Here is a 19,946-nt window from a genome sequence, read left to right on the forward strand (position 1 = left end):
GTTCCGGGTTCGGTGCAGGACGATCTTGTCCAAAGTGGACTCAGCCGGTCGTGCAGGCGTTGCCGTTGAGCGTGAACGCCGTCGGCGCCGGGTTGGCACCGGTATAGGTGCCGTTGAAGCCGATGCCGGTCGAGGAGTTCGGCGCCAGCGAACCGTTCCAGCTCAGGTTCTTGGCGGTGACGGCCCCGCCGGACTGGGCGAAGGTGGCGCCCCAGCCGGGCGGGGTCACCTGCTGGCCGCCGGCGAAGGTGAACCCCAGTGTCCAGGCCGTGAGCGCGCCGGTGCCCGTGTTCGTGATGGTGACGTTGGCGGTGAACCCGTTGCCGCCACCCCAGTTCGACGCGGAATAGGCGACCTTGCACGCCCCGGTCCCGCCGCCCGCGCTCGTCGTCACCGAAGCGGCGCCGGAAGCGGCCGAGGTGTTGCCGGCGGCGTCCCTGGCCCGCACCTGGTACCGGTACGTGCTCGAAGCGGCCAGCCCGCTGTCGGTGTAGGACGTCGTCGCCGTCGACCCCACCACCGCGAACGTGCCACCGCTCGCCCCCGGCGCGCGGAGGACGTCATAGCCCGTGACGCCGACGTTGTCGGTCGAAGCCGTCCAGCTCAGCGTGGCACCGCTCGACGTCACGCCCGACACGGCCGGGGTGCCCGGAACGGACGGTGCCTGGGTGTCCGCCTGGCCGCCGCCGTAGACGGTGGCTTCCTTCGACGTCTGGCGGACGCCGTCGGTGCCGTTGAGGAACCGCTGGCCCCAGGTCGTCAGGCCGGCCGGGTCGAAGTTGTTCGTCATGTCGAGGTAGGCGACGTCGCTGCTGTTGCCGCTCCACGACCAACCGAGGTAGCCGAGGCCGCGGGCCTGCGCCTGGGCCATGATGGTGTCCTCGTCCGGGTTGCCGTCGGTGTGCATGTTGCCGAACTCGCCGACGACCAGGGGCAGCCCGGCGGTGCGGAAGGCGTCGAAGTAGGCGTTGATCTCGGCCGCGGTGTCGTAGACGCCGTACATGTGGATGGAGAAGACGGTGTTGTGCTGCGGGTCGGCGGCGAACACCGTGCCCGCGTTGTCGCGCATGATGTTCTGCCAGTCCTGGCCCCACATCGGCGCGTCGGCCATCAGCAGGTGCGTCAGCCCGGCGGCCCGCAGCCGCTTGACCGCGTTGCCCGTCGCCGTCGGCCAGGTCGCGCTCACCTGCTGGTCGTTGCCGAACGGCTCGTTGCCCAGGTTGATCACGACGTAGTCTTCCTGGCCCTTCAGCGCACTGGCGACGCTGATCCAGTAGCTCGCCGCCTGGTCCAGGGTGGCGGCCCCGCTCTGCTCGCCGTACCCGGTGGTGTCGTGCACCTCCAGGACGCAGATCAGCCGGTTCTGCTTGCACTGCCCGATGACGCTGTTGACCTCCGCGGCCGGCGTCGGTCCCCACCGCTGCCCGCTGCCGAGGACGACCCGGACCGTGTTGGCGCCGAAGGACTTGATGTCGGCGAAGGCCCGGTTCTGGCTCGGGTACCAGACGTACGCGTGGTTCACCCCGCGCATCACGAACGGATTCCCGTTGCCCTCGAGGATCCGGGTGCCGTCGACGTGCAGGCCGGTCGCGGCGGGCGTGTCGGTGCCGAGGGCGGCCACCAGCGCCGGGTACCAGCGGCTCTCCATCTTCTGGATGCCGGTGGTGTTGTTCGGGTGCACGCCGTCACCGGTGTCGGCGGCGGTGTCGAACCCGGTCCACTGGTCGACGACGGTGATCGGCGACGCGGCCGTCGAATGCGCCTGCGCCCAGCCGGGGATGGCGTTGTTCAGGTCGACGACCCGCTGGCCGCAGGCGGCGCAATTGGCGGGGTTCATCGGGATGATCTTCGCGACGACCAGCTTGGTCGCCGGGTTGGCAGCGCGCATCTGACCCAGGAGCGTGGTGTAGGCGTCGAGGATCGTGCTCGCCGGGATGTTGTTCCAGACGTCGTTGGTGCCCAGGTGCATCAGGACGATGTCCGGGTGCGTCGCCGACAGCCAGCCGGGCAGCTGGTTGTCGCGGACGATGCCGGTGGCGAGGAACCCGCCGTGGCCCTCGTTGTCGCCGTCGTAGGTGAAGCCGCAGCCCTGCGGGGGCAGGGTGCCGACGAAGTCCACGTCGGTGTGGCCGGTGTCCTGGAGGTGCTTCCACAGCAACGCCCGCCAGCAGCCGGGCGACCCGGTGATCGAGTCACCCAGCGCCATGACCCGCGTGGGCGCGGCCGCTCGGGCCGCGGCGGGCCCGGCCGGCGCCACGACGGCGCAGGCGGCCAGCAGCAGGCCGGCCACGAGCACGCGGAGGAATCGCCAGTTCATTACCGACCTCCTGGAGAGCCACTCGACAGGAAAGTTTCAGGCTGGGAGCGCTCCCACGGTAACACGCGGAACCCGGGCGGAACACCGGCCACGAGACAGAAACCGGTCAAACTGCTTAACGTTAAGCTCGCCGCCCACTCGGTTGAGAAAGCGTTTTCACGCCCGCCAGCGAACCTGTGCGTTGAACCGGCCGGAGCGGTCGAAGACGGCCTGGTTCTCCCAGCCGTTGCCGGACCCGGCGATGTCGGCCGGGTCCCAGCCGTTGCCGGGCACCGCGTACCAGGTGGGTTCCCAGTAGAAGACGCCGATCGCACCGGCCGCGCGGGCGGTGTCCTGGACCGCGGTGAAGTTCGCCGCCTGCCCGGCCGGCGTGGCCGGGTACCCCGCGCACGGCTGCGCGGCCGAGATGACGTTCGGGGTGCCGTCGTCGTCGGCCGTGGTGTACGGGTAGGCCGTTTCGGCGAGGACGACCGGCTTGCCGTACCGGGACCGCACGTCGGACACCACGCCGGCCATGGTCGCCATCGTGCCGTGCCAGTAGCAGTAGTAGGACAAGCCGGTGATGTCCCACGGGACGCCCTTCGCCCGGATGCCGTCGTAGAACCAGCGGGCGTGGGCGTCGCTGTCGGCGTCGGCGGTGTGGACGACCACCTGGGTGCCGCCGTTGCACGCCTTGGTGGCGTCGTAGCCGGCCTTGAGCAGGAGGCTGAGGTTCGTGAAGTCGTTGTCGACGACCTTCCCGTCGTTCCACAGCATGCCGACGTTGATCTCGTTGCCGATCTGCACGCTGTCCGGCGTCGCGCCCTGGGCTTTCAATCCGGCGCAAACGTCGTAGGTGTAGTCGTACACGTCGGTCTGCAGCCGGCCGATGGCGTGCGACGCCCAGGCGGCGGGCTTGGTCTGCGTATCGGGATCGGCCCACGTGTCGGAGTAGTGGAAGTCGACCAGCAGCTTGAGCCCCTTGGCCTTCACCGCGCGGGCGTACTGCAGGACCTTGGCCTTGTTGTTGTAGCCGCTGCGCGGGTTGTTCCAGACGCGCAGCCGCACGTAGTTGACGCCCGCGCCCTTCAGGATGTCCAGGGGATCGCGGACCACCCCGGCCGCGTCGGTGTACTTGGCGCCGAGGTCGAGCGCCCGCTGGACGGTCGAGACGTCCGCGCCCAGCATGCCGAGGGAGTTCGCGGCCGAAGCCGCCGGGGCGGGCAGGACCACAGTCGCCAGGATCAGGGCCGCCGTGGCGAGGCGGCCGGTGCGCAAGAGGGTCATCCGATCTCCTTCGAAGGGGCCTTTCCGGGCAGGGTGACGTCTCCGCGGCGGACGGACTCGCGGACCTCCGAATCGGTTCAAGCACGATAAGTCCGCGCGCGGACGGGCGTCAACCAGCAATGATTTGCCCGGAAGTACCGATACTTTCGAAGAAGTCGAACTGGTTCGGCCGAGGCGGGCGATCATCGAGAAAGCGCTTACTCGGGGCGTGATCTGTTCGGGTCGGTGGGGTTGCCTCGACAGGCCACGTCGGCACGGCCGGCCCGGCGGGCCGCGCCCGGTTGCCGATCCCGCGGTTCCTGCGCCCCCCCCTGACGGGTGAGGGCCGTTTCTTTCCCGCCCCTTCTGGGTATTACCCCTGCGCCGCTAACCCGACCATGCGTGCGCTCCTGCGCGAGGTGAGGTCATGGTGACGACGACAGGTGATGGCTTTCCGCTTCCGATCGGCATCGAAGACACCGACGTGGCCCAGTTGGAAGCGGCCGTCGGAGTTCTGCGGGCCCTGGATTACCGGCAGGGCGGCGGGTTCTGCCGGGACGCCGTCCAGGTGGTGAAGACGGCGAGCCTGCTGCTGCACTGGGGCACGGTCCCGGATCCGTTGCGGGCCAGGCTGTACACCGTGCTGGCCGACGTGCACAACCTGCTGGGCTGGACGGAGTTCGACATCGGACGCGACGAGCCGGCGCGGCGTCGCTTCGAGCGCGCACTGGACATCGCGGCCGTGGCCGGCAACGACAGCCTGATCGCGAACATCCGCTACCGGCTCGGCCGCGTGCACCTGCACCGCCACCAGGTTCTCCGGGAGGCCCGGGGCGAAGCCGCGAACAGGACAGCCGTCGACGGCGCGCTGGCCGAGTTCGCCCGCGGCCGGGCGGCGGCGCGGCGCTCGGACTCCCGCCGGGCCCTGGCGATCCTCGCGGCGAACGAGGCGTGGGCGTGCGCGATGGCCGGCGACGAGCACTCGGCCCTGACCCGGCTGGAGGAGGCCGAAGCCGCGTTCGCGACGGCGGACTCGTGGCCGGAACCGAGGCCGTGGGAGGCGTTCTTCCGCGAGACGGACATGGCGGCCATGCGCGGCACGGTCTTGACCGAGCTGGCCACCGCGGCGGCGGCCCGCTACAGCGGCGCGGCGATCACCCAGCTGACCGCGGCTGCCGAACGCTACGGCGCCGACATGGCCCGGAGCCGCTCCCTGACGCTGATCATGCTGGCCCAGAACCACGCCCTCCGCGGCGACGTCGACGAAGCCACCCGGATCGGCGGAGAGGCGGTCGACCTGGCCGGGACGGTCGGCTCGGTCCGCCCGAAGGACCGCCTGGCCCCGCTCGAGCGCCTCCTCACCCACCACCGGAGCGACCCGGCCGCCCAGAGCTTGGCCGACCGCATCGCCCACTACCGAGCCCAACCCCTGATCTGACCCCCACCCGTGTCGCCCCACCAATCACGCGTGTCGCCCCACCAAACACGCGAGATACGCCCCCAATTCACACGAGATCCGCCCCCAATCACGCAAGATGCGCGCCCAATCACGCGAGTTGCGGCCCCAATCACACGAGATGCGCCCCCAATCACGCGTGCGGCCCCTCCAAACACGCGAGATGCGCGCCCAGCCACGCCGGCTACGGCCCCACTCCCGCGAGCCGCCTACCCCGCCACCGAGATCGCGGCCAGTGCGCGGCCGATGAGGTCCGGCAGCGGGCCCTCGCCGCCGACCCAGTCGTCCAGGGAGATGCGGACCGCCGCCATCGCCAGGGCCGCCAGCATCCGGGGCCGTGGATCGCCCTCCGGCGCGTCCCGGAACCGTGGGGTCAGCAGCTCCGCGATGGCACGCTCGTAACGCTGGTACGTCTGCGCCGTCCACGCCGCCAGCGTCGCCGATGTCCGGGTCAGGCGGGCCAGCTCGCGGATCGCGTCCTCGTGGGCCGGGAATTCCGCCGCCAGCTCCGCGAACGCCACCACCAGTGCTTGCTTCGGCGACAGCTCGGCCGGCTGCCGGGCGATCGCCGCCGTGACCAACGTCAGCCACGGGCCGGTGATCCCCGCCGCCACCGCGCTTTCCTTGGTGTCGTAATACCGGAAGAAGGTCGCGCGGGCGACGTCGGCGTCCGCCGCGATGTGCTCGACCGTCGTGCCGGTGACGCCGTGCCGTCCCGCCAGCCGGGCCGCCGACGCGGCGATCCGGGCGTTCGTCGCCCGCCTCTTGCGGACGGCCAGGCCTTCCGGTTCGCTTTGAGACATAGTCTCATTCTGGACTATCTCTCACGGAGGAGCACGGGTGAACCAACGCGCGCAGATCGTCATGTCCGCGAACGAGGTCAGCCGGTTCCTCGACGAGCAGCGCGTCGCCACCCTCGCCACCCTGGGGCCGTCGGGCCAGCCGCACCTCGTCGCGATGTGGTACGCCGTGCTCGACGGGGTGCTGTGGTTCGAAACCAAGGCCAAGTCGCAGAAGCCGCGAACCTGCGCCGTGACGGCCGCGTCACCGTGCTGGTCGAAACCGGCGACACCTACGACGCGCTGCGCGGGGTCGCTCTCGAAGGCCGGGCCACGATCGTCGACGACCCGGACGCGCTGTGGGCCGTCGGCGTCAACGTCTGGGAGCGGTACACCGGCCCGTACAGCGAAGACGTCCGGCCGATGGTCGAGTTCATGCTCACCAAGCGGGTCGCCGTCCGTCTCGACGTCGAACGGACGCGCTCGTGGGACCACCGCAAGCTCGGCCTGCCCGCGATGCCGCTCGGCGGCTCCACCGCGCGGTGACTCCGTTCGGGTCGTTGCCGGATGTTTCGTCGTCGGACACCCGGGGTAACTCCTACCCGGAGTGAACCGGAAGAAGGGATCCACACATGCAGACCAGGGGTGATCGTGACCGCTGACGGCAACCGCGTCCGCCCCCAGGACCTCCTGCGCGTGACGGCCCACGACGCCGGCAGCGCGGTCGTGCTCGCGGTCGCGGGCGAGGTCGACCTGCTCAGCGCGCCCCTCCTCGGCGACGGCGTCACCACCGCGCTCGCCGGCGCGCCGGACCTGCTGGTGATCGACCTGTCCGAAGTGTCTTTCCTGGCGTCCATCGGCATCACGGTGCTGCTCGAAGCGCGCCACGCGGCCGGCACTGCCGCCCGGCTCCGGGTCGTCGCGCCCGGGGACGGCGTCGTCAGCCGCACCCTCCGGCTGACCGGCCTGCACGAGGCCCTGGCCGTCACCACCACCCGGGAAGACGCGCTCAGCGGCTGAACCGGGCCGCGATGGCGCGGAAGACCTCCTTCGGTTCCCAGGTGAGCCCCGGATACGCCGTTCCGCTCTGTCCATTGAGGACTTTGACGGCGCCGTAGCTCGCCAGGTCGAGATCGCGCCGGGGGTCCGGATCGGACGGGCATTCGTAGCCGGCGAAGGTGAACCAGAACGCGCCGTGCACCCCTTCGGCCTCGAAGACGTCCATCAGCTCGGTGAAGTACGCCGCCTGCCCGGCCTCGTCGCGGACGTAGTCGCCGTTCAGCACGCGCGGCTCGCTCTCGAAGTCGACGATCGTCCACCCGGTACCGCCCGCGTCGGCGGCGCCGCGGTGGGTGCAGCAGCCGAATTCCGTGACGACCAGCGGCGTCCCGTGACTCAGGTGGCCACGCACGTGCCGGGCGAAGCCCTCGGCGTTGGCGGCCGAGCGGTACAGGTTGACGGCCGCGAAGTCGAACGCGGTCCAGTCGATCTCTTCCCAATCCCCGGCGGCGTAGGTGACCTGGCCGCCGAAGTGCTCCCGCGCGGTCTTGCCGAGGTCACGCAGCATCGCGCCGAAGTCCCACTCGTGCTCGAACCCGGCCCAGGCGGCGGGGTCCGCGGCGTTGCGCAGGCGTTCCATGAGGACGGCGCCGGGCACGAAACCGGTGCAGAACAACGACATCTCGCAGCCGAGCACGAGCACGGTCTCCGGGTCCCGCGCCCGGATCTCCTCCGCCCGCCGGGCGCACTCCGCGAAGTAGGGCGTCAGCTGCGGCGGCGTGAGGTCCATCGGGAACGGCGAAAACCACACGCGCAGCCCGGCGTCGACCGCGGCGTGCGCGGCGAAGGCGAGACGGCTCGGATCGTCGCCGCTGATCCGGACGGTGTCGCAGTGCAGGTCGGTCGCGATGATCTCCAGCTCCCGCCGCACGATCGCGGGCTCGAAGTCCCGGCGCGACCGGTCGCCGACCGCGCCGCCGAAGCCGGTGTCGTAGTTGATTCCCTTGAGCTGCATCCGTCCCCCTTCGGAATGTACGTCGTACACTTGAATGTACGCTGTATATTCCGGACATGCCACAGCTGATCTGGCACCACCCGGAGCCGCCGGGCCGGAAGAACGCGCTCACCCGCGCTGCGGTGGTGCGCACGGCGATCGAGGTCGCCGACGCCGGCGGGGTCGCCGCGCTGACCATGCGGACGGTGGCCGACGCGCTGGGCGTGTCGACGCCGATGTCGCTGTACCGGTACGTGCTGAACAAGGACGGCCTGGTCGACCTGATGCTCGACGCGGTGTCGGCCGAGGTCGCGGTGCCGGCCACCCCCGGCGGCGACTGGCGCGCCGACCTGCGCGGGCTCGCGCTCAGCCTGTGGGCGGTGATCGGCCGGCACCGCTGGTACGCCGAGCTGGTGGACGGCCGGCCCCCGTTCGGCCCGCACACCCTACGGCGGGCGGCGTTCCTGCTGTCGGTGCTCGACGGCGCCGGCCTGTCCCCCGCCGTCGCGTATGCGTCGCTCCTGGACAACTACGTGACGGGAACGGCGATGAGCGTCAGCCGGGAGCTGGTGCTGCTCGAAAGTTTCGGCATCGGCTCGACGGAGGACCTGCAGGCGTACGCACCCGAGATGGCCGACGACTCGCTCGCGACGTGGCTGGCGGACATGCCGGACCTGACGGCGGACGGCCGCTTCGAGCTCGGCCTGGACTGCCTGCTCGACGGCTTCGCCCAGCGGCGCCGCTGACCGCGGGTGCGTTGCTCAGGACGCAGGGCCGCGGGGTGGGTGGCAGGATGTGCGCGGTGAGCATGCGCGCCAGGAACAACGTGACCGTCACCGGCCCGGACGACGGCCCCACCCTGGTGCTCGCGCACGGCTTCGGCTGTGATCAGAACCTCTGGCGGCTCGTCGTCCCGGCCCTCGCGCAGCGGTACCGGGTCGTTCTCTTCGACCACACCGGCGCCGGGCGCTCCGACCTTTCCGCCTGGTCTCCCGAGCGCTACGGCAGCCTCGACGGCTACGCCGACGACGTCCTCGCCATCTGCCACGAACTGGACCTGCGGGACGTCGTTCTCGTGGGCCACTCGGTCAGCGCGATGATCGCCGTGCTGGCCGCCAACCGGGAACCGGACCGGTTCGCGAAGCTGGTGCTGCTCACGCCGTCGCCCTGCTACCTCGACGACGGCGACTACCACGGCGGGTTCAGCCGGGCCGACATCGACGAACTGCTCGAGTCGCTCGAGTCGAACTACCTGGGCTGGTCGGCGACCATGGCGCCGGTCATCATGGGCAACCCGGACCGCCCCGAGCTGGGCGAGGAGCTGACGAACAGCTTCTGCCGCACCGATCCCGCGATCGCGCGCGTCTTCGCCCGGGTCACCTTCCTCTCCGACAACCGGGCCGATCTGGCGAAGGTTTCCGTGCCCACGCTGATCCTCGAGTGCGAGAACGACGCCATCGCGCCGCCCGCGGTGGGGCGGTTCACCCACGAGCAGATCGACGGCAGCACCCTGGTGACGCTCGCCGCCACTGGGCACTGCCCGCAGCTCAGCGCGCCGGAGGCGACGGCCGCCGCGATCACGGCGTTCGTGAGCGGGCCGTGATGTGCGAAGACCACCCTGGTCCGGGTGGTCGGGAGAGCGCGGCCCCGGAATTCTCGGCCCTGCTGGAGGACAGCGCGGAAGACCTCTACGAGCACGCCCCCTGCGGGTACCTCTCGACGCTGCTCGACGGCACCATCGCGAAGATCAACACCACTCTGCTCGGCTGGCTCGGCTACGAGCGCGACGACGTCGTCGGCCGGCGCCGGTTCGCCGATCTGCTCACCGTCGGCGGCCGGATCTACCACGAGACGCACTTCGCGCCGCTCCTGCGCATGCAGGGCGAGCTCGGCGGCGTCGCCTTCGAGTTGAAGACCGCCGACGGGAGCCGGCTGCCGGTGCTGGTGACCTCGACGGTCAAGACCGGCACCGACGGGCAGGCGCAGCTGATCCGCACCACGATCTTCGACGCCCGTGACCGGCGGGCCTACGAACAGGAACTCCTGAGGGCCCGCGAAGCAGCCGAGCGCGAACGCGACCGGGTGCAGCGGCTCGCGCGGACGCTGCAGCAGACTCTGTTGCCGCCCACGCTGGCCGAGGTGCCCGGCGTGCAGGTCGCGGCCTACTACCACCCGGCGTCGGCCGACGAGGTCGGCGGCGACTTCTACGACCTGTTCCCGCTCACCGAGGACACGTGGGGGTTCTTCCTCGGCGACGTGTCCGGGAAGGGCGCCGCCGCGGCCGTGGTGACGTCGCTGGCGCGCTACACCCTGCGGGCCGCCGCGGTGCACGATCCCGAGCCGGCCACCGTGCTCGACCGCCTCAACACCGTGCTGCACCACGAGTACCGCGGCGCCGATCCGCGCTACTGCACCGTCATCCAGGGCCGCATCCGGCCCGGGGCGGACGGCGCGGCGGTCACCCTGGCCACCGGCGGCCACCCGCCGGCGCTGCTGATCCGCGCCGACGGCACGTCCGCGTTCCTGCCGGTCCCGGGCGGCCAACTGGTGGGCGCGCTGCCCCGGGCGCGCTTCGCCACCGAGGACGTCTTCCTGAACCCGGGCGACACTCTGCTGCTCTACACCGACGGCCTGACCGAAGCCCGCACACAGGGGCGCGTCCGCTACAGCGAAGAGCAGCTGCGGACGCACTTGACCGGCCTGGCGCCGACGACGGCACCGGCGGTGATCACGGCGGCGACCGGCCTGCTCGCCGGCTTCGGCGACGGCGTCGACGACGACACGGCGCTGCTGGCGCTGAGCATCCCGCTTCCCGGAGGCGATTCAGCGTGACCGGCATCCCGTTCTCCGTCACGACCCGCACCACCGGGGCCGGGGCGGTGGTCACCGTCGAGGGCGAACTCGACGTGGCGACCGCGCCCCGCCTCCGCGCCGGGGTGGCCGCGCTCGCCCTGGGGTCCGGTCAATTGCTGGTGGTGGACCTGGCCGGGGTGACGTTCTGCGACTCCAGCGGCATTTCCGCGCTGATCGCGGCCCGCAACGTCGCCGAGGCGGCCGGGGCGGGTGTTGCGCTGGCGGCGGTTCCGGCCCGGCTGAGCCGGACCTTCGGGCTGATCGGCCTCGGCGACTTCTTCCCGACCTACCCGAGCGCCGAAGACGCCTTCAAAGATTGACGATCCCGAAGGCGAGCAGGCCCGCGACCTTCAGCACCTCGAGTCCGATGTAGCCGAAGTGCGCGTGACTGCGCGGCCCGGTTTCCCCGGCCAGCACCCGATCCGAGCGACGGGTCAGCGCGGGCCGGACGGCCACCAGCTGGACGAGCAGCACGAGCGCCACCGCGGCGCCGAGGACCACCGCCGTCGTGGTCCGCGGGCCGAGCACGAGGCACCCGGCGAGCCCCAGCGCGAACAGGACCTCGACCCGGTTCAGCGCGGCGAACACGACCCGGCCGATGCCCAGCCCGAGCGGGAGCGTGACACCGGGGGCGCGGAACTTCAACGGCGCTTCCAGGAACGAAATCGCCAGCACCATCCCCAGCCAGGTGAAGGCGATCGCGGCGGCGACCGGCACAGCGCCCTCCTCGCGAGCGGCTCCCGTTATACCCCGACCCTAGCGCCGGCCGAAGCCCCGCTCTCGAGACGCGCGGCCGGATCCAGCTCGGCCAGCACCGCCCGGATGGCCGGGCTGGCCTCCGCGCTCCGCCGCCACACCGCGTGCACCTCTCGCTTCGGCGGCCGCCGAAGCGGGAGCGCGAGCAAGCGATCCCCCAGCGGCGGCCGCGCCAGCCTCGGGACCAGCGCCACCACCTGCCCCGAAGCCACCAGCGACAGCTGCGTCGCGAAGTCGTCGACCCGGTGCCGCACGTCGGGCTCCTCCGCGAACAACCGCCGGAACCACTGGTGGCACACGGTTCCCGGCGGACTGGTCACCCACGCGTGCCCGGCCAGCGAAACCTCGTCCAGGGGCGCGCCGGCCTCCGCCAGCGGGTGCGTGCGGCTCACCACCACGTCGCCGACGTCCGTGTGCACCCACCGCCGGGCCAGCGCCGGCGGCAACGGCGTGGGCAGCAACCCGTCGGCGTCGTGGACCAGGGCCAGCTCGGCCGTCCCCGCGAGGACGCTGCGCAACGCCTCGTCCGGGTCCTGCTCGGTGACCTCGACGCGCAGTTCCGGGAACGCCAGCCGCGGCATCAGGGGCGCCAGCAGGCCGCGGATCGCCGTCGAAAAGGCGACCACCCGGAGCGTGCCCCGCGGGGCGCCTTCCGCCACCGATTGGGCGGCTTCGGCGCAGCGTTCGAGGGCCTGGAACACCTCCGGCGCCGAGTCGACGATCGCCTGGCCCGCCGGGGTCAGCACCACCCCGCGGCCCGCCGGCGCCAGCACCGGGACGCCGACCTGCCGTTCCAGCCGCTTGATCTGCTGCGAGACCGCCGACGCCGTGAACCCCAGCTCCTCGGCCGCCCGCGCCAGCGTCCCGAGCGCCGCCACCGAGCGCAACGCCCGCAGTGCACCCACCTCAATCATGAAGCCACGCTACGCAATATCGGCAAAAAAGCATCGCTGGACCGCAGCAGTCCTGCCCGGCACGGTCGGACCATGACCGAATTCGGCACCAACCTCGTCGCGATGGTGACCCCCATGGAGCCCGGCGGCGCGCTCAGTGCGCCCGGCCGGACCCGGCTCGTCGAGCACCTGCTGGCCACCGGGTGCGACGGCCTCGTCGTCGGCGGGACCACCGGCGAGTCCCCGGCCCTCTCCGCCGCCGAGTCCGCCGGCCTCGTCCGGGCCGTGGCCGCGCAGGTGGCGAACCGGGCGCGCGTGATCGCCGGCGTCGGCACCCACGACACGGCCTCGAGCGTCCGCAGGGCCCGCGAGGCCGAGGCGGCGGGCGCCGACGCGCTGCTGCTCGTCTGCCCCTACTACTCCCGGCCGACGCAGGCCGGCGTGGTCGCCCACTGCCTGGCCGTCGCGGACGCCACCGAGCTGCCGGTGATGCTCTACGACGTCCCCGCGCGCACCGGCGTCGCGATGGCGGCGGCGACGTTGATCGAGTTGGCCGGCCACCCGCGGATCCGGGCGGTCAAGGACGCGAAGGGCGACCTGTTCGAGGCGATGACAGTGATGGGCCGGACGTCGCTGGCGTACTACTGCGGCATCGACGAGCTCAACCTGCCGTACCTGGCGTGCGGCGCCGCGGGCCTGGTCAGCGTCGTGGCCAACGTGGCGGCCGAGCGCACCGCCGACCTCATCCGCACCGTCCGCGACGGCGATTTCGGGACGGCGCGTGCGATCCACGACGAGCTGATCCCGCTGACGGACCGGCTCATGCGGTCCGGCACGGGCGCGGCGAACGCCAAGGCCGCGCTGGCCGCGCTGGGGGTCATCCCGCACGCGAGCGTGCGCCTTCCGCTGGTCGAAGCGGAGCCGGCGCTCAGCGGAGCCGGTACACCGAGACGTGCGAGCGCGACTCCGTCGTGACCTCGTCTTGTCGCACGTCCCCCGCCCTCGCCTGGAGGTGCGGAAACTGTCCAACCATGCAGAACTTGCCCGATTTCGGGCAGGAATTTGGGGTTCGCGACCCGAAGAGGCATGATGACCCGCGTGGAGGACACCGACATCGTCGAGCGCGTGGCCGCGTCCACCGGGCTGCCGCCCGGGGTCGCCGCCCGGGTCGTCGACGACGTCCTGGCCTTCTACCGGACGCCCACCGAGGACTACGTGCGCCGCCGGCACGCCGAGCTGCAGGCCCAGGGCCGGAAGAACCCCGAGATCTTCCCCCTGATCGCCGGCGAGCTCCGTGGGCGGCTGGTGGCCGCGCCCGTTCTCTCCGAGCGGCAGCTGCGCCGCATCGTCTACGGCTAGGAAGAGGTCTCCCCATGTGCGGGATCGTCGGTTACATCGGCGGCCAGAACGCCGCCCCCATCCTGCTCGAAGGCCTGACCCGGCTCGAGTACCGCGGCTACGACTCGGCGGGCATCGCCGTCCTCGGCGCGAAGGGCGCCGCCCAGGTCCACCGGGTCGTCGGGCGGGTGCGCAACCTCGCCGCCGCGCTGCCCAAGCGGCTCACCGGCAAGGCCGGCATCGGGCACACGCGCTGGGCCACGCACGGGCCCGCGTCGGAGGCCAACGCGCACCCGCACACCTCCGAAGACGGCCGGATCTGCGTTGTCCACAACGGCATCATCGACAACGCCGACACTCTCCGCGCCCAGCTCGCCGACGCCGGCGTCACCCTCGCGTCCGAAACCGACACCGAGGTCCTCGCCCACCTGATCGCGCGCTCGGCCGCCGAAACCCTCGAAGACGCCGTCGTCGAGGCGGTCTCCCGGATCACCGGCACGTACGCGATCGCCGTCACCGACAGCGCGCACCCGGACCGGCTGGTCATCGCGCGCAACGGCTCGCCGCTGATCATCGGCGTCGGCGAGCGGGAGATGTTCGTCGCCAGCGACCTCGCCGCGCTCGTCCGGCACACCTCGCAGGTCGCGCACCTCGACGACGGCGAGTTCGCGACCGTCTTCGCCACCGGCTACCGCACCTTCACCGTCGACGAGAGCGACACCACCAAGCCCGCCACCGAGATCGACATCGACGCCGAGGATCTCGACCTGGGCGGCTACCCGCACTACATGGCCAAGGAGATCCAGGAGCAGCCCGAGTCCGTCGAGCGGATCATCCGCGGCCGCCTCGACGACCGGTTCGGCGTCGCCCGCCTGGACGGGCTCAACCTGACGCCGCGGGAGCTGCGCGGGTTCGCCCGCGTGAAGATCCTCGGCTGCGGCTCCGCCTACTACGTCGGCCAGATCGGCGCGACGATGATCGAGGAACTGGCCCGGATCCCGGCCGACGCCGAAGCCGCGTCGGAATTCCGCTACCGCAACCCGATCATCGAGGCCGACACGCTCTACATCGCGGTCAGCCAGTCCGGGGAGACGATCGACACCGCTTTCGCCGTCGAGGAGATCAAGCGCAAGGGCGGCCGGGTCGTCGGCCTGGTCAACGTGGTCGGCTCGACCATCGCCCGCGCCTGCGAAGGCGGCGTCTACCTGCACGCCGGCCCGGAGATCGCGGTCGCCTCGACCAAGGCGCTGACCAACATGGCCGTCGGGTTCGCCCTGATCGCCCTGGCGCTCGGCCGGGTGCGCGATCTGTCCAATGCGGACGGTCAGCGGATCATCGACGCCGTCCGCGCGCTACCCGGCCAGATCAAGTCCATCCTGGACTTCGAGCCGGAGATCGCCGAGCACGCGAAGACCGTCGCCGCCGCGAAGAGCCTGTTCTTCGTCGGCCGCGTCCGCGGGTACCCGGTGGCCCGCGAGGGCGCGCAGAAGTTCAAGGAGATCTCCTACCGGCACGCCGAGGCGTACCAGACGTCCGAGCTCAAGCACGGCCCGCTGGCCCTGATCGACGAAGCCCTCCCGACGGTCGCCGTCGTGCCGTCGGACGAGCTGACCGAGCGCAACCTGGCCGCGGTCCAGCAGATCAAGGCCCGTGGCGGCGCGGTCCTGGCGGTGACCCACGCGGACGTCGACTTCGGCGAACTCGACGTCCCGCGGATCGTGGTGCCCAAGACCGAGCCGGAGCTCGACCCGATCCTGCTGACCATCCCGCTGCAGCTGCTCGCCTACCACGCGGCGCTGACTCTGGGCTACGACATCGACAAGCCGCGCAACCTGGCGAAATCCGTCACGGTCGAGTGACACTTCAGCCCAGGCGCCGTGCGGACTGCCCGGCGGATCGAGGTTTCAGGCTCTCCCGGCGAGGGCCGCCCCGGCGATGTCCTGGCGCCGCAGCCGGGCCTGCTTGGGCATGTTCCAGCCGAGCACCCCGGTGACGCCCCCGCCACGCCGGTACTCCGCCACGAACCGCCCCGCAGCCGGGTCACCCTCCACAACGGACACTTCGGCGTCCGCGAACAGCGTTCCGTGGACGTGGATCCGGGCGTCGAACTGGGTGGTCCAGAAGTACGGCACCGGCGTGTACGGGCGGTCCTCGCCGAGGATGTTCCCCGCGACCGCGACCGCCTGTTCGGTGGCGTTGGTCCGGTTTTCCAGCCGCAGCACCGCATCGAGCCCTTCGTGGTGCCAGCGGGCGACGTCACCGGCCGCGTAGATCCCCTCCGCCGCCCGGCAGCGGGAGTCGCACACCACGCCGTTGTCGCACAGCACCCCGCTGCCCGCCAGCCATTCCGCCGCCGGCGCGGCTCCGAAGGCGACCACGACGACGTCGGCGGGAAGCACCTCGCCGGTCGTCAGCCGCACTCCGGTCACCCGGCCGTCTTCCGCGGCGAGCCCGGTGACCGCCGAGCCGAGCCGCAGCTCGACGCCGCGAGCGGAGTGCAGTTCGGCGAGCAAGCCCGCGGCGAGGGGGCCGAACTGGTAGGCCAGCGGCGCGGGCTGGGGGCCGGCGAGGGTGACCGGCACGCCCGCCGCGCACACGGTCGCGGCGATCTCCGCACCGAGCACGCCGTCGCCGACGACCACCACCCGCTTGTCCGGCGCCAGGTCCGCACGCAGGGCCAGGGTGTCGTCGAGGGTGCGCAGCACGTGGACGCCGGCCAGGCCGTCCTGCCCGGGCAGGGTGCGCGGCCGCAGCCCGGTGGCGAGCACGACCGCGTCGGCGGTCAGGGTCCGCCCGGCCGCGCTGTGGACGGTCCGCGCCCCGGCGTCCAGCCGCACCGCGGCGTCGCCGAGCACGAACTCGGCGTCCAATGCGGACAGTGCGTCCGATGCTCGCAGCCGAGTCTGCTCGGGTGTCCAGCTCCCGCCGAGGACCTGCTTGGACAGCGGCGGCCGGTCGTAGGGCAGGTGCGCTTCGGCGCCCAGCACGGTCACGCGGCCCGGGTACCCCTTGCGGCGCAGGGCTTCCACGGTCGCGAGCCCGGCGGCCGAGGCACCGACGACCAGGACGTCGCCGATCATCCCTCCTCGCTGACCGAGATCGCGACCCCCGGGCACACGCTCGCCGCCTCGCGGACGGTCGCGTGCAGCGCCTCGGCGGGGTGCTCGTCGAGCAGGACGACGATGCCGTCGTCGTCGCGCTGGTCGAACACGTCCGGGGCGAGCATGACGCAGGTGCCGGCGCCGCAGCACTTGGCCTCGTCCACGATGACCTTCATGGCTTTTCCTTTCCTCGCGGTTACTTCGTGACCGGCGCGAGCCACAGCCCGGCCAGTACGTCGGTGAGGGCGGCGGCGGTGTCGCGCCAGCCGGCCCTCGGGGTGCCCGTGCCGTCGGCGAGGGCGCGTTCGCGCTCGGCCATCGCGTGCATCAGCACGAGGCGGGTGACGTCGTTGCGTTCGGCGCGGACTTCGGCGGGCAGTCCGGGCAGGCAGCGGTAGAGGCCCGTGAGGGTCCGCGCCAGCGACGGGGACGTCAGGGTCTCCTCGATGATGACCGCGCGCAGCGACGGCTCGGTCCTCACCTGGGCGGCGAACCGGGCGAACCAGGTCGGCGTGCCCAGCTCGGCCAGGTGCTCGGTCGTCGGGTGCACCAGGCACGCGAGCCAGTCCCGCAGTCCGTCCTGGCCGCGGTCCAGCCGGCGGCCACGCAGCCGCTCGACCGGCCCGGTGTGCTTGCGGACGATGGCCCGCACCAACTCGGCCCGGGTGCCGAAGTGGTAGCCCACGGCGGTGTTGTTCCCCTGCCCGGCCGCCTCACTGATCTGCCGGTTGGACACGGCCAGCACGCCGTGCTCGGCGCAAAGACGTTCCGCGGCGACCAAGATCCGCTCCCGGGTCGCCCGGGCGCGTCCGGCCCGGCCCGCCGCGGTCACCCCGGGCGCGGCCGCGCAGCCCCGGCCGGGCCCGTGCGCCGCCGTCACCAGCGGACGGGCAGTTCCCGCAGCCCGCCGACGGCGAGCCCCTCGACCCGGCGCAGCTCGTCCGCCGGGACCGCGAGCTCGAGGTTCGGCAGCTTGCGCAGCAGCACTTCCAGCACGACCTGCAGCTCGGTGCGGGCCAGCGGCTGCCCGAGGCACGCGTGCGCGCCGGCACCGAAGGCCAGGTGCGGGTTCGGGCTGCGGGTCAGGTCGAGTTCGGCGGCGTTCTCGAAGGCGCCTTCGTCCCGGTTGGCCGCGGCCATGCTGCACATCGCGGTGGTGCCCGCCGGCAGCACGGTGCCGCCGACCTCGAAGTCCTCGGTCAGGTAACGCTGCATGCCGACTCCCGCGTCGGCGTCCGCCCGCAGCGCCTCCTCGACCGCCGTGCGCACCAGCGACGGATCGGCCAGCAGCTGCTCCCAGCGGCTGCGGTCGGCCAGCAGCATCGCCGTCATCTTGGCGATCATGTTCGCGGTGGTTTCGTGGCCGGCGATGAGCAGGCCGATGCCGGTGGCGGCCAGTTTCGCGTCGGACCAGCCGGGAGCGTCGGCGATCAGCGCGCTGAGGATGTCGTCACCCGGTTCGGCCCGCTTGGCGGCGAGGTGCCCGCCCATGTACCGGCCGAACTCCGCCTGCGCCGCGTCGAACTCCGCCTGGGTGTAGCGGGTCATGCTGAGCATGACGTCGGACCAGTGGGCGAACCGGTCGCGGTCGGTGTCCGGCACGCCGAGCATGTCGCAGATGACCCAGACCGGCAGCGGGAAGGCGAGGCCCGCCTTGAGGTCGCCGGGCGCGCCCTTGGCGACCATCTCGTCGATGAGCTGCCCGGCCATCGCCGCCATGCCCGGCCGCAGCGCGTTCATCCGCTTGGCGGTGAACCACTTCCCGATCGTGCGGCGCCACGTCAGGTGGTCCTCGCCGTGCTGCGGCAGCACCGACGCCATCTCGCTGTTGAACACCCCGCCCGACTCGGTGTCCGCGACGCGGGCGGCGTTGTCCCCCGGCGTCGGCCGGGTGAACCGCGGGTCGGACAGGACGGTCTTGACGTCGGCGTAGCGGGTGATCAGGGCGGCTTCGTCCCCGCTGGCCAGCGCGACGCGCGCGACCGGGCACTTCTCGCGGAACTCGGCCCACTCGGCGGGCGGCTCCAGCGCGGTGGCGGCCTGGAACGGGAACCGCGGCAGCGATTCGGGGTGGCTTGGCGTCATGACGGGCCTCTCGTTGGTGAATGTCCCCTGTCCCGAGGATGGCGACGATCTTGTGTTAAGTCAAGCAGTTGATTTAATTGCCGGAGACAACACGACACCAATCGCCCGAACCGGAGTTATTCGCGCTCGACCTTGCGCAGGCCGCCGCCCGGCGTCCACCACTCGACGACCAGCAGCGTCGCCGCGTCGTTCAGGTGGGTGTGCACGACCTCGGCGACGTCGGCCACGAACCGCTCGCCGTCCTCGGTGCGCACCCGCCCGGCGATCTTGGCCTCGCCCGGCCACTGGGCCTCGGCGCCGTCGACCGGGTCGACCGTCGCGCTGTGCAGCGCGAACCGCGGATCCCGCCGCAGGTCCGCGCCCTTGCGCGCGTTCGGCATCGACCCGAAGGTCAGCTCACCGTCCTCGAAGACCGTTTCGATCCCCGAGATCCGCGGTGAACCGTCCGCCCGCAGGGTCGCGATCGTCTTGTGCTTGTGCGCGTCGAACAACGCCCGCACCCGCACCGCGAACTCCGGCTCCGCCGCTTCGAACTCCCGCCACGCCGTCATGCGTCCATGGTCTCGCACCGCAGCCCGGCGACGAGCAGCTTCACCATCCCCCGCGCGTCGTAGCGGGGGTCGTCCGCGCCGATGCAGAGGTTGCCGACCCCGCGCATGAGGTCCAGCGGCGCCACCTCGGCCCGCACCTCGCCGGCGGCCGTCGCCGCGTCGAGCAGCTCGCCGCAGGCCGGCACCAGCCGGTCCAGGAAGTACGCGTGCAGCGCCTCGAAGCCGGTGTTGTCGGACTGGAGCACCCCGGCGAGGCCGTGCTTGGTCACCAGGAAGTCCACGAACAGGTCGATCCACCGCATCAGCGCGGTGTACGGCGACTCACACGAAGCCAGCAGGGCCGGCGCCGCCTCCGTACAGGCGTCCACCTGGTGCCGGAAGACGGCGATGATCAGGTCCGCGCGGGTCGGGAAGTGCCGGTAGATGGTGCCCATCCCGACGCCGGCCTTCGCCGCGATGTCGCGGACCGGCGCATCGACGCCGGAGGCGACGAAGACCGCGGCCGCGGCGTCGAGCAACGCCTTCTCGTTGCGCCGGGCGTCCGCGCGCTTGGGCTTGTCCACCGATCCTCCTTGCTAA

The 19,946-nt window shown here is 71.9% G+C and carries 22 protein-coding genes and 1 pseudogene; 11 read left to right on the plus strand and 12 right to left on the minus strand.

Features of this window, described 5'->3' with window-relative positions; translation table 11 throughout:
- Positions 1 to 40: 40 nt before the first annotated feature.
- Together ACWEF6_RS03265 and ACWEF6_RS03270 are read right to left on the minus strand one after the other, a co-directional pair.
- Positions 41 to 2,317 carry a cellulase family glycosylhydrolase gene (locus tag ACWEF6_RS03265; protein ID WP_449681415.1) on the minus strand — a complete coding sequence of 759 codons (2,277 nt, stop codon included), beginning with the start codon at positions 2,315 to 2,317 and terminating at the stop codon, positions 41 to 43.
- Positions 2,318 to 2,473: 156 nt separating this feature from the next.
- On the minus strand, positions 2,474 to 3,583 hold the full coding sequence (locus ACWEF6_RS03270; protein WP_449681416.1) for a glycoside hydrolase family 53 protein: 1,110 nt from the start codon (positions 3,581 to 3,583) through the stop codon (positions 2,474 to 2,476).
- A gap of 406 nt (positions 3,584 to 3,989) precedes the next feature.
- Between ACWEF6_RS03270 and ACWEF6_RS03275 the strand changes: the two genes are divergently transcribed.
- Positions 3,990 to 5,000, plus strand: a complete 1,011-nt coding sequence (locus ACWEF6_RS03275; protein WP_449681417.1) for a hypothetical protein — start codon at positions 3,990 to 3,992, stop codon at positions 4,998 to 5,000.
- A gap of 227 nt (positions 5,001 to 5,227) precedes the next feature.
- Here ACWEF6_RS03275 and ACWEF6_RS03280 read toward each other — a convergent pair whose 3' ends face one another.
- Entirely contained in the window at positions 5,228 to 5,821 is a 594-nt protein-coding gene (locus ACWEF6_RS03280) for an acyl-CoA-like ligand-binding transcription factor (RefSeq protein ID WP_449681418.1), read from the minus strand.
- 61 nt (positions 5,822 to 5,882) lie between these two features.
- Between ACWEF6_RS03280 and ACWEF6_RS03285 the strand changes: the two are divergent.
- The 3 genes and pseudogenes from ACWEF6_RS03285 to ACWEF6_RS03295 form a co-directional block, all read left to right on the plus strand.
- Positions 5,883 to 5,975: pseudogene (locus ACWEF6_RS03285) on the plus strand (PPOX class F420-dependent oxidoreductase); the annotation flags it as partial.
- 29 nt (positions 5,976 to 6,004) lie between these two features.
- Entirely contained in the window at positions 6,005 to 6,343 is a 339-nt protein-coding gene (locus ACWEF6_RS03290) for a pyridoxamine 5'-phosphate oxidase family protein (RefSeq protein ID WP_449681486.1), read from the plus strand.
- A 99-nt stretch (positions 6,344 to 6,442) separates the two neighbouring features.
- Positions 6,443 to 6,817 carry an STAS domain-containing protein gene (locus tag ACWEF6_RS03295; RefSeq protein WP_449681419.1) on the plus strand — a complete coding sequence of 125 codons (375 nt, stop codon included), beginning with the start codon at positions 6,443 to 6,445 and terminating at the stop codon, positions 6,815 to 6,817.
- Here the strand turns inward: ACWEF6_RS03295 and ACWEF6_RS03300 are convergent.
- A complete protein-coding gene (locus ACWEF6_RS03300) occupies positions 6,807 to 7,811 on the minus strand; it encodes a hypothetical protein (RefSeq protein WP_449681420.1) in 1,005 nt (334 codons plus the stop codon). The genes ACWEF6_RS03295 and ACWEF6_RS03300 overlap by 11 nt on opposite strands.
- 56 nt (positions 7,812 to 7,867) lie before the next feature.
- Here ACWEF6_RS03300 and ACWEF6_RS03305 point away from each other — a divergent pair, with 56 nt between their 5' ends.
- From ACWEF6_RS03305 to ACWEF6_RS03320, 4 genes are read left to right on the plus strand one after another with little or no spacing between them, the layout of a single operon-like run.
- Positions 7,868 to 8,536 carry a TetR/AcrR family transcriptional regulator gene (locus ACWEF6_RS03305; RefSeq protein ID WP_449681421.1) on the plus strand — a complete coding sequence of 223 codons (669 nt, stop codon included), beginning with the start codon at positions 7,868 to 7,870 and terminating at the stop codon, positions 8,534 to 8,536.
- Between the two features lie 56 nt (positions 8,537 to 8,592).
- Positions 8,593 to 9,393 (plus strand): alpha/beta fold hydrolase, encoded by an 801-nt coding sequence (locus ACWEF6_RS03310; RefSeq protein ID WP_449681422.1) that lies wholly within the window; start codon positions 8,593 to 8,595, stop codon positions 9,391 to 9,393.
- Positions 9,393 to 10,622 (plus strand): PP2C family protein-serine/threonine phosphatase, encoded by a 1,230-nt coding sequence (locus ACWEF6_RS03315; protein WP_449681423.1) that lies wholly within the window; start codon positions 9,393 to 9,395, stop codon positions 10,620 to 10,622. The genes ACWEF6_RS03310 and ACWEF6_RS03315 overlap by 1 nt, the downstream gene beginning before the upstream one ends.
- Positions 10,619 to 10,963, plus strand: a complete 345-nt coding sequence (locus ACWEF6_RS03320; protein ID WP_449681424.1) for an STAS domain-containing protein — start codon at positions 10,619 to 10,621, stop codon at positions 10,961 to 10,963. Before ACWEF6_RS03315 ends, ACWEF6_RS03320 begins: the two co-directional genes overlap by 4 nt.
- Here the strand turns inward: ACWEF6_RS03320 and ACWEF6_RS03325 are convergent.
- Positions 10,953 to 11,321, minus strand: a complete 369-nt coding sequence (locus ACWEF6_RS03325; protein WP_449681482.1) for a hypothetical protein — start codon at positions 11,319 to 11,321, stop codon at positions 10,953 to 10,955. The two genes, ACWEF6_RS03320 and ACWEF6_RS03325, sit on opposite strands and share 11 nt — an antisense overlap.
- A 65-nt stretch (positions 11,322 to 11,386) precedes the next feature.
- Entirely contained in the window at positions 11,387 to 12,313 is a 927-nt protein-coding gene (locus ACWEF6_RS03330; protein ID WP_449681425.1) for a LysR family transcriptional regulator, read from the minus strand.
- Positions 12,314 to 12,385: 72 nt separating this feature from the next.
- Between ACWEF6_RS03330 and dapA the strand changes: the two genes are divergently transcribed.
- From dapA to glmS, 3 genes are all read left to right on the plus strand, one after another.
- Complete coding sequence (gene dapA / locus ACWEF6_RS03335; protein WP_449681426.1) at positions 12,386 to 13,267, plus strand: 4-hydroxy-tetrahydrodipicolinate synthase; 882 nt, start codon at positions 12,386 to 12,388, stop codon at positions 13,265 to 13,267.
- Between the two features lie 111 nt (positions 13,268 to 13,378).
- Positions 13,379 to 13,651, plus strand: coding sequence for a hypothetical protein (locus ACWEF6_RS03340; protein ID WP_449681427.1), 273 nt, complete (start codon positions 13,379 to 13,381; stop codon positions 13,649 to 13,651).
- Positions 13,652 to 13,665: 14 nt separating this feature from the next.
- On the plus strand, positions 13,666 to 15,489 hold the full coding sequence (gene glmS / locus ACWEF6_RS03345; RefSeq protein WP_449681428.1) for a glutamine--fructose-6-phosphate transaminase (isomerizing): 1,824 nt from the start codon (positions 13,666 to 13,668) through the stop codon (positions 15,487 to 15,489).
- Positions 15,490 to 15,534: 45 nt separating this feature from the next.
- Here the strand turns inward: glmS and ACWEF6_RS03350 are convergent, their stop codons facing one another.
- From ACWEF6_RS03350 to ACWEF6_RS03375, 6 genes are all read right to left on the minus strand, one after another.
- The gene (locus ACWEF6_RS03350; protein ID WP_449681429.1) at positions 15,535 to 16,710 is read right to left on the minus strand and encodes an NAD(P)/FAD-dependent oxidoreductase; all 1,176 of its coding nucleotides are present in this window, start codon (positions 16,708 to 16,710) and stop codon (positions 15,535 to 15,537) included.
- Positions 16,707 to 16,907 carry a ferredoxin gene (locus tag ACWEF6_RS03355; RefSeq protein ID WP_449681430.1) on the minus strand — a complete coding sequence of 67 codons (201 nt, stop codon included), beginning with the start codon at positions 16,905 to 16,907 and terminating at the stop codon, positions 16,707 to 16,709. The genes ACWEF6_RS03350 and ACWEF6_RS03355 overlap by 4 nt, the downstream gene beginning before the upstream one ends.
- A 20-nt stretch (positions 16,908 to 16,927) precedes the next feature.
- On the minus strand, positions 16,928 to 17,563 hold the full coding sequence (locus ACWEF6_RS03360) for a TetR/AcrR family transcriptional regulator (protein ID WP_449681483.1): 636 nt from the start codon (positions 17,561 to 17,563) through the stop codon (positions 16,928 to 16,930).
- A gap of 44 nt (positions 17,564 to 17,607) precedes the next feature.
- Positions 17,608 to 18,816 (minus strand): cytochrome P450, encoded by a 1,209-nt coding sequence (locus ACWEF6_RS03365; protein WP_449681431.1) that lies wholly within the window; start codon positions 18,814 to 18,816, stop codon positions 17,608 to 17,610.
- A 116-nt stretch (positions 18,817 to 18,932) separates the two neighbouring features.
- Positions 18,933 to 19,367, minus strand: coding sequence for a pyridoxamine 5'-phosphate oxidase family protein (locus tag ACWEF6_RS03370; protein ID WP_449681432.1), 435 nt, complete (start codon positions 19,365 to 19,367; stop codon positions 18,933 to 18,935).
- On the minus strand, positions 19,364 to 19,930 hold the full coding sequence (locus ACWEF6_RS03375) for a TetR/AcrR family transcriptional regulator (RefSeq protein WP_449681433.1): 567 nt from the start codon (positions 19,928 to 19,930) through the stop codon (positions 19,364 to 19,366). Before ACWEF6_RS03375 ends, ACWEF6_RS03370 begins: the two co-directional genes overlap by 4 nt.
- Between the last annotated feature and the right edge of the window lie 16 nt (positions 19,931 to 19,946).

This window comes from Amycolatopsis sp. NPDC004772 (genome assembly GCF_053601215.1).